Source organism: Candidatus Zixiibacteriota bacterium, assembly GCA_026397505.1.
Lineage (GTDB): Bacteria > Zixibacteria > MSB-5A5 > GN15 > PGXB01 > JAPLUR01.
Map to the genome: position 1 here is coordinate 22,822 of JAPLUR010000079.1, position 9,085 is coordinate 31,906.

General features: G+C 50.3%; 8 protein-coding genes and 1 pseudogene. 5 read left to right on the forward strand and 4 right to left on the reverse strand.

What is annotated here, in order from left to right:
- Positions 1–49: 49 nt before the first annotated feature.
- A complete protein-coding gene (ruvX, locus tag NT002_08530; protein ID MCX6829308.1) occupies positions 50–481 on the forward strand; it encodes a Holliday junction resolvase RuvX in 432 nt (143 codons plus the stop codon).
- The gene (mltG, locus tag NT002_08535; protein MCX6829309.1) at positions 459–1,604 is read left to right on the forward strand and encodes an endolytic transglycosylase MltG; all 1,146 of its coding nucleotides are present in this window, start codon (positions 459–461) and stop codon (positions 1,602–1,604) included. The genes ruvX and mltG overlap by 23 nt, the downstream gene beginning before the upstream one ends.
- Here the strand turns inward: mltG and NT002_08540 are convergent.
- Genes NT002_08540 through NT002_08550 form a run of 3 tightly spaced genes read right to left on the reverse strand, consistent with a single transcriptional unit; the run spans position 1,601 to position 5,021 of the window.
- Complete coding sequence (locus tag NT002_08540; protein MCX6829310.1) at positions 1,601–2,182, reverse strand: hypothetical protein; 582 nt, start codon at positions 2,180–2,182, stop codon at positions 1,601–1,603. The two genes, mltG and NT002_08540, sit on opposite strands and share 4 nt — an antisense overlap.
- A gap of 30 nt (positions 2,183–2,212) precedes the next feature.
- Positions 2,213–3,628 carry a sigma-54 dependent transcriptional regulator gene (locus NT002_08545; protein ID MCX6829311.1) on the reverse strand — a complete coding sequence of 472 codons (1,416 nt, stop codon included), beginning with the start codon at positions 3,626–3,628 and terminating at the stop codon, positions 2,213–2,215.
- The gene (locus NT002_08550) at positions 3,615–5,021 is read right to left on the reverse strand and encodes a HAMP domain-containing sensor histidine kinase (protein MCX6829312.1); all 1,407 of its coding nucleotides are present in this window, start codon (positions 5,019–5,021) and stop codon (positions 3,615–3,617) included. Before NT002_08550 ends, NT002_08545 begins: the two co-directional genes overlap by 14 nt.
- A 289-nt stretch (positions 5,022–5,310) precedes the next feature.
- Between NT002_08550 and gatC the strand changes: the two genes are divergently transcribed.
- The 3 genes and pseudogenes from gatC to NT002_08565 all read left to right on the forward strand — a co-directional run bounded on the left by gatC (position 5,311) and on the right by NT002_08565 (position 7,977).
- Positions 5,311–5,598: an Asp-tRNA(Asn)/Glu-tRNA(Gln) amidotransferase subunit GatC gene (gene gatC, locus NT002_08555; GenBank protein MCX6829313.1), complete on the forward strand. Its 288-nt coding sequence runs from the start codon at positions 5,311–5,313 to the stop codon at positions 5,596–5,598.
- Position 5,599: 1 nt separating this feature from the next.
- The gene (gene kdsB / locus NT002_08560) at positions 5,600–6,343 is read left to right on the forward strand and encodes a 3-deoxy-manno-octulosonate cytidylyltransferase (GenBank protein ID MCX6829314.1); all 744 of its coding nucleotides are present in this window, start codon (positions 5,600–5,602) and stop codon (positions 6,341–6,343) included.
- A 14-nt stretch (positions 6,344–6,357) separates the two neighbouring features.
- Positions 6,358–7,977: pseudogene (locus NT002_08565) on the forward strand (CTP synthase).
- Positions 7,978–8,203: 226 nt separating this feature from the next.
- On the opposite strand, the gene NT002_08570 reads toward NT002_08565, so the two are convergent.
- On the reverse strand, positions 8,204–8,815 hold the full coding sequence (locus NT002_08570) for a fibrobacter succinogenes major paralogous domain-containing protein (protein ID MCX6829315.1): 612 nt from the start codon (positions 8,813–8,815) through the stop codon (positions 8,204–8,206).
- Between the last annotated feature and the right edge of the window lie 270 nt (positions 8,816–9,085).

Sequence of the window (9,085 nt, forward strand, 5' to 3'; positions counted from 1 at the left end):
AATGTGAATTGGTTTGACTTGAGCATGGAGGCCCTTTAGATTCCCCTTTATGGAAAACCTGACTTTTCTGGGTATCGATTATGGTGAGCGGCGGATCGGGCTGGCCAAGTCCGACCCCACCGGGCTGATCGCCTCGGCCTATAAGACTATTACCTTCAAGTCAATCAATAAAGCGCTGGACGAAATCATGGAAGATATTGATGATTTCGAAGCGGTGGGAGTCGTGGTCGGCTACCCATTGGCGCCATCGGGCGGAAGCGCCGGGGAGAGGTGCCGAATGGTGGATGATTTCCTGGTCAGGTTCCAGAAGCGGTATGCCGGCCCGGTGTATAAAGTGGATGAGAGGTTTTCCTCAGCCGAGGCGGAAGAGATATATCATCAGCACGATAAAAAAATCGGACGGAATAAAGGGAGAATTGATCGGATAGCCGCAGCTATAATTCTGCAGAGATTTCTCGATGAGCGAAAAGCCCAAAGTTAAATTCCATTTCTACGAGCATTTGATTTACTGGCCGATTACGGTAATTGTCCTTTTTCTGGCATTGCCGATTCTTTTATTCCGGCTGTTTCGTTTTCTCGTTCAGGCAACCGGCGCCCCGCTGAAATCGGTCGGGAATTTTGTCGGATTTGTTTTTGTCGTTTCGGTCCTGGCCGGAGGGTTGATTCTTTATCAGATATTTCTTCCCTATGATTTCACCGGCGAAACCCGCTCCCTTATGGTTGACGATGATGACCGTTTTCCGACCATCGCCGCCAATATGCGCAAATGCGGCATCATAAGGGGAGAGTACCTTTTCCGCGGTGTGGCGGTTCTGACCGGCATAGACAAGCTGATAATTCCGGGTCGTTATGATTTCACCGGCAAGGTTTCGCTGTATGATGTTCTGATGAAAATAAAGCGTCAGGACATCGCGGTTGTGCGGTCGACGATTCCCGAGGGGAGCACAGTTTACCGGACGGCATCGCTTCTGGCAGGGGGGCTGGGTATCGATTCGGCCGCCTTTGTCGCCCGAGCGTTCGATACGGCGTTTACCAGAGGTAAGTATAATGCCGAGGGGCTGGAGGGATACCTTTTTCCCGATACCTACCTTTTCTGGTATGGCATCAAAATCGATGGAATCATAAATATGATGGTGACGCAGTTTGCTCGTAAGACAGACGGGCTTCTGGATTCTCTCCCGCCGCAGATCGGTTCCCGCAAAGAGCTTCTTATTCTGGCCTCGATAATCGAAGCCGAGGCGGGGCTAAAGGAAGAGATGCCGCTCATATCCTCGGTTTATCACAACCGGCTCAAAGAGAAAATGCTTCTCCAGGCCGATCCGACAGTCATCTACGCTATGGGAGGAGTGAATCGAACGCTCAATTATTATGACCTGAAGTTTGATTCGCCATACAACACTTACAGTTATGTCGGTCTTCCGCCCGGACCGATCAATTCACCCGGATTGGCGGCTATCAAAGCGGCGCTGCACCCGACCGAAAGCAATTTTATTTATTTCGTAGCGGACGGCGAAGGACGGCATATTTTCTCGCGCACTCTTGATGAGCACAATACCGCCAAGATGAAAGTGCGGGTGATGAAAAAGACTTCAAGAATGGATTAGAGATTCAACCTTCGTTCTTCCTCTCCCAGTACCGCCCCGAACTGTTTCAGCACCGGGTCAAGAAATCCTTCCTGAAAAGACTGAAAGGCGTAAACGGCCGGGGAGGTAAAACAAACCAGCCCCGCCACAACGCCGTCGGCTATTATCGGACAAATGGCCAGAGATTTCGTCCGGTCATCGAGCATCAATTTCCGCTCAATGAAGTTGCCGTCAAATCCCGGGGAAAAATTCTCGGTATAAATGGCCGGGTTTCTGAGAATGCTATAAAAAAGGGAATCCTTTTCGGGCAATGTCAGGGCGAGACCCTCGCGCGAATAGGTCGGCCTTTTAATGGCAATCACCTTGAGATGGCCATCTCTGGTGGAGCGGACTACCAGAACAGCAGTGGAAATGGAAAAGAGCTTATGCAGCTTCTTGGTAATGGAAAAGAAAAGTTTGTAGACATTCTTCTGCTTGCGAAATAATGCCGCCATCGAGCGAAGGAGATTCGAGGCAATTCTAGTTCTGCAGGAGCGCGGAATGTCCAGAAAGGGGTCGGTCTGTCCGATATTTTCTTTACTGGCAGTCAACTCTTGCATATCATCACCTGTTCATTATACGGAAAACGATCAATTTTGATCCACAAGAACGTTGTCGGCTCTGATAATATTGTACTTTCTTATCTTCCTCCAGAGCGTGGTTCGACCAATGCCCAGCTCCACGGCCGTCCGGGTGAAATTCCAGTCGTTCGCATCGAGGGTGGCCTCGACTCTCTGTTTCAGGCTTTCCTGGAGGGTTCCCGATTCGAGGGCGGCCGGGCGGGACAATCTGGTTGAGTGCGGAGCTGCCGACCCGGAAGTGATAAAAAGAATGTCCTCGGTTTTGATCCGCCCGTCTTGAGATAGAGCGATGGCTCTTTTGATAGTATTCTCCAACTCCCGGACATTTCCCGGCCAGTGATGAGAAATCAGTTTCTCCATTGCCTCCGAAGTCATCGATATATATTCCCGATCTTCCCTGACCCTTTCAAGGCGGAGGAAATGCTCTATCAGGACGCCGATATCATCGACCCGTTCTCGCAGGGGAGGAATACGAATGGGCAGTACGTTCAGGCGATAGAAAAGGTCCTCGCGGAATCCCCCACTCTTTACCAGAGTGGCCAAATCCTTGTTGGTGGCGGCCAGGATTCGAACATCGATTTTTCTGGAGATAGCGGAGCCGACCGGGCGGATTTCGGATTCCTGAACAACGCGGAGAATTTTCGCCTGCAGCGGCAGAGGCATGTCGCCGACCTCATCCAGAAAGACGGTGCCGCCATCGGCCTCTTCGAAAAGTCCCTTATGATTGCTGTAGGCCGAGGTGAACGACCCTTTGACATGACCGAAGAATTCCGATTCCATCAGGTTGGCCGGTATGGAGGTGCAGTCAATGGGGATAAATTTATGCTTGCGGCGGCGGGAATGAAAATGTATTGCTTTGGCCAGAAGCTCTTTTCCGGTGCCGGATTCTCCGGTAATGAGAATGGCAATATCGGACGCCGCCACACGTGCGGACAACCCCTTAAGCTGTTTCATGCTGGCGGAGGTTCCGACCAGGTTGTCAAAACCATATTTCCAGGCGATTTCCTCTCTTAAAACACTCAGCTCCTCACGAATATTTTTATTTTCCAGCGCCTTTTCGATGACAATGAGAAGCTCTTCATTCTTGAACGGCTTAGTGATATAATCATAGGCGCCATTTCGCATGGCATCGACCGCATTTCGCACCGAGCCATAGGCCGTCTGCATTATGACCGCAACCTCCTGACGGAGTCCCCGGATTTTAGTCAGAAGGTCAAAGCCGCTGCCATCGGCCATTTTTAAGTCGGTAATGACCAGATCGATCTTGCGGCTCTTGATAACATCCAGAGCCTCGTTCAAGCCTCCGGCCGGTATAACATTATAATTATTTCTGCGAAGCAATATCTCCACTGAACTGCGGAAAGTGCTGTCATCATCCACCAGCAAAATAGTGGTGGCCGGTCTGGTATTATCAATAAGCGGCAATGGTTTCTCTCCTGATAGCGGCGGGGAAGGTTAAGGTTACTGAAAATTGATCATTATCTGATGGGGCGATTTCCAGTTCGCCGCCATGGTTGGCTATTATTCGGCGAGCCAGGGTGAGGCCCATCCCCATCCGCCCCGGACGAGCCGGAGTAAATTGCCGGCCATCCATCTGCATCCTATTAATAGTCGGCCCTGCCTGAGTTCTTGCCTGATCGTTGCTGATGGTCAGCGAAATTGCATCGTCGCGATGGTCCAGAGAGATATCGATATTTCCTTTGCTGCCGGCGGCTTCTATGGCATTATCCAGAAGTTCATTCAGAGCCGTTTCAATCTGTCGGGCTTCACCCATTATTCTGGTTTCCCCGCCCGGCGCCCAGTTTATTTTTCCGGCCAAACCGGGCCTTTCACTTCTTTTCTCAATAATACCTGCGACAATTCTGTTGAGATCCAAGCAGGTGCTCTGCCCCGAATCAATGCAGCCCAATTGATGAAGCCGATCTACCATTTGGATTGCTTTTTCTCCGGCCGCCTGAATAATTCCCGCCAGCGTCATATCATCGTCATCGAGCGTCTTTCCCTTTTGTACTGTCAGCTGGCTGGCGGCGGTCTGGATGGCCGAGAGTTTGTTCCGCATATCGTGCGAGAAATTCCTGATAACCCGATCATATTCAGAGGAATCATTCAATGCGTGGCCGACCAGCTTGAAGGATATAAGAGTGTAATCATGCCCCTGCAGTTGAAAATTCGACATATTGAAATTCTTGATTCTTTTATCCATCACGATGGGATTCTCCGGGCCGCTCCCGGCGGCGATTATGCTCCGCACCATATCTGTCGTAAATGCTTTTTCCCGCGAACTATCGGTCTCACCGGCAAAGTCATTCCGCGGCATCCGGTCGGCTATTATTTCCTTTTCCTCGGCGTCAATCATATATCTGAAAAGTGATTCTTCAGTCACGAATAATTCCACCGCCCTTGACGCTATAAACTCTTCATAATATCTTTTTATCCGCGCCACCCTGTTCAGAAAGTCGCCGGCATATTGGTCGGTGCGACCCCACCTTTCCGAGTAGATAATACCGGCCGCGATTTCGGTTCCATTCCGATCCCGCCCCAGATTGGCCGTACAGAGCAAGTAATCGGTTTCGCCCCCGGAATCGGTTTTCTCCAGATGACGGCAGAAAATACCGGCCGGGTCATTTTTTACCGTCTCCCACACCGTTTCGGCCGACAGAGGTTCAAGTTCGGTCGGATGAAGGTACTTCTCTCCGCTCAGGAGGAAAAACAGGCTCTGCTCCGGGAAAATCTGCTCCAGATATTCGCGGGTTGCAGTTTCAGGGACTTGACCGCAATACAGATCGCAGCAGAGATTAAATAAAATACGATTATTCATAAAGTACTCCGATTATCGGCGTTTCCGAAAGCCCCCGGAATTCCGATATAGGGACTATTGATAGTTTTCGATACCTTGTTTCAAAATGATACATACATGAAAAGTATCGGTTGAAACAGTGAAACCTTTATTTCTGTCTGCATTTAAATAGAATCTTTGCCATCTTTTCAGAATCCGGAACCCCATTTGTAACTCAGTTTAAGGCAAGCAATTGGGGGCCACTGCGGAATTGGAGAAACTAATTTTAAAAAAAACTTGACCGCTCCTCATGACCGCCGTATTTTCGCTTGTGCCTATATCTAAAGACGATATTCTCAAGATTGCCTCCTTGGCCAGACTGGAACTCAGCCCCGAAGAGCAGCAGAGTCTTGCCCGTGACCTGGCTCAGATTGTCTCCTATATCGATCAAATCAAGAATGTCGATACCGATGGCATCATCCCGCAGAGTCAATTTATCAAGGCCGAAAATGTCTTCCGCGAGGACGCTGTCAAGCCATCGCTGCCGCGAGAAAAGGCGCTTGGCAACGCGCCCGACCGGGATGAGGAATATTTCAAGGTCCCGAAGGTGCTCGGTTAGTATGAAACCAAAAATTCTGGCTGTTATCCCGGCTCGCTTTGCGTCACGGCGATTCCCCGGGAAAGCTCTCTCAATTATTGCCGGAAAAACCATGCTGGAGCATATCTACCGGGAGGTTTCCGAGGCGAAGCTGATCGACCGGGTGGTGGTTGCGACCGACTCGGAAGAGATCCATTCCGCGACCGAGGCCTTTGGCGGCGAAGCAGTGATTACCTCGAAGCGGCATCGCACCGGCTCCGACCGCTCGGCCGAAGTATTGCAGAAACTGGGAGGAGAGATTCTGGTCAGCGTGCAGGCCGACCATCTGGGTGTGAAAAGCGGCGACTATGACCGGGTGATCCGAGCGATGCTGATTTCACGTGACATCAATTATGCGACTATCATCAAGAAGATAGAAACCGAAGAGCATCTGTATGATCCCAATCGGGTCAAAATTACTCTGGACAGCGGCGATAATGCTCTCTGGTTCTCCCGTTATCCCATTCCATTTCTGCAAGGGATAAATGGCGACCGTCTGAGCTCTTTTGATTTCTATTACCATATAGGTGTTTATTTTTACCGGCGCGCGGCGCTTATGAAATTTCATTCCTGGCCGCGGAGTCGTCACGAAAAGGCCGAATCGCTGGAACAACTGCGCATATTGGAAAATCGCGAAAAAATAAGAGCCTTCAAAATCAAGAGCGCGGTTATTTCCATCGATACTCCCGAAGATTTGAAAGCGATAAAAAAGCTCCTTTTAAAATAGATCCGGAGAATGTTATGGCTGAGAAGAAAACCAAATATATTTTTGTGACCGGCGGCGTGGTCTCCTCGCTGGGGAAAGGGATTGCCTCGGCGTCACTGGGATTTCTGCTGAAGCGGCGGGGTCTCAAAGTCAATATTATTAAGTGCGATCCCTATATTAATGTCGATCCCGGGACTATGAATCCGTTTCAACATGGTGAAGTGTTTGTTCTTGATGACGGTTCCGAAACGGATCTCGATCTGGGGCATTACGAGCGGTTTCTGGATCAAAATATGACCCGCGAGAATAATATTACGACCGGACAGATTTACAATACGGTTATCAGCCGCGAGCGCCGGGGCGATTATCTTGGCGCCACGGTGCAGGTGATTCCGCATATTACCGAGGAAATCAAAGATTGCCTGAGGAAACCGGCGCGAACCAATCCCGATACCGATGTGATCATTGTGGAAATCGGGGGAACCGTGGGAGATATCGAATCGCAGCCATTTCTGGAGGCGATTCGCCAGATGGCGCTGGAAAGCGAACCGGAGGATACCCTTTTCATTCATCTGACTCTGGTGCCCTATATCGCCACGGCCGGTGAAATTAAAACCAAACCGACCCAGCACTCGGTGAAAGCGCTTCGCGAAATCGGTATTCAGCCGAAAATCCTGGTTTGCCGGACGACCAAAGACCTGAATGAATCAATTCGTAAGAAAATCGGGCTGTTCTGCAATGTGCCGTCCAAATATGTTATCTCGGCGCTCGATGTTGAAACCATTTATGAAGTACCGCTGCGTTTCCATCTGGAGGGATTCGATCAGTTGGTCTGCGAGCATTTGCGGCTTGATGTTCCCGAGCCGGACCTGACCGATTGGGAGGAGACGGTGTCCAAGATAAAGAATCCGGTGCATCGGGTCAAAATCGCCATCTGCGGTAAATATGTTTATCTCAAGGATGCCTATAAGTCGATAATTGAATCATTTATTCATGCCGGCGTGGAGAATAATGCCCGCGTTGACCTGATATGGGTTTCCTCCGAGGATATCAAGCAGAGCGGGGCGGATAAATTTCTTTCGGATATTGACGGCCTTCTCATTCCCGGCGGTTTCGGCGAGCGCGGGGTAGAGGGGAAAATCGAATCGATTCACTATGTACGGGAAAACAATATTCCCTTTCTGGGATTATGCCTGGGGATGCAGTGCGCGGTGATAGAATACGCCCGCAATGTCTGCGGTCTCGAGGATGCCCACAGCTATGAATTCTACGCCGATTTAAAACATCCGGTGATACACCTGATGGCCGATCAGGAGGGTGTCACCAACATGGGCGGCAGCATGCGTCTGGGAGCGTACCGGGCGATACTCGATAAGCACTCGAAATCATGTGCCGCCTACGGCGCCGAGGAAATTTCCGAGCGGCATCGTCACCGGTACGAATTCAACAACGCCTACCGCGAGCTTTTCGCCGATAAGCCGTTTCATCTGGCGGGGCTTTCGCCCGATGGCCGGCTCGTGGAGATAATTGAGGTTTCGGATCATCCCTGGTTTGTGGGGGTGCAGTTCCACCCGGAACTGAAATCCCGCCCGACCCGGGCGCATCCGCTCTTCCGCGAATTTATCGCCGCCTCGGTGGAGTATAGCATAAAAAAAAACGATAGTCTGACCGCCTCGTCTTCGCGGGAAACAGTCCAGCATCTTCGCGATGAACGATAAGTCGGTGTAGTCGATGTAGGTCAGGAGCTTTACGCTCCTGACAAAACTGTGTCAGGTCTGCAAGAGACCTGACCTACAAAACTTTGTGGTTATGCGGGGTCTTGCCGAGAACAAAGCTTGAGGTGTGACCCCGCGGCGCTTTGAAAATCGCCAAATAGTCGATCTAATCCTTGACACAGCGAACCGAGAAGCCGTGTTGCTTATAGTCGCTATAGCGGCCGACTTGCGCATAACTGTGAAACAGACACCGGAACCATGCGACCTCACTCCAGTTCGCCGTGGCAGACCAAAAAACGGCGTAGCTACCCATAGCGAAGTAATCCCCACTGCGGCCACGGAAGCCGCCAGGCAACGCGGTAAAACCGCTTTCATTAGTAGCCCCAGTGTTGGGACTAAGCCAATGAGCAGTACCACTTTCTTTTAACTTACCGCCTTCATCAGTGCCCCGATCACCAACAGCATCTGCTTCGCTTTGACTCATATCAAGATACATCTCCAATTGTTTCCATTCAGTATCTGTTGGCACATGCCAGCCGGTTGGCGCTATATTCCGGTTGTCATCTACTGCATACCAGTTATATAATCTGCCATAAATAGTTACATTATTTACGTCATCATTAAATTCGCAATAAGCACCGGTAAAAAGATCTGCCCATTCGTCATCCCAGGTTACATTGGGGATGGCTTCCCCATTGCGGTAATGCGTTACTCTCAGATTTTCCGCCATCCACACCTGGGTACCAATAGTTACTGTTAGGTATGTTGTAAATGCCATAGTCATCCCATAGCCGATACCGACACTATTGGTGGCATAAGCCCTTACATAGTAAGCGGTGTTGACTGTTAGACCGGTGATCGAACTGGTAAAACTACCCTCCCCGGCACCATCAGTAGTTTTGTTATCAGTGGAGTGAACCCCTTTTGTTGGACAGGTTAGGGTAGGACGGTTTGGCGGTTCACTTTTTCGTTCCTCAGTAGGGCCTCGAACTCGTTGGGTGGTCGATAGCCCAGAGAGGAATGCAATCGTTTCTCATTATAGACATCC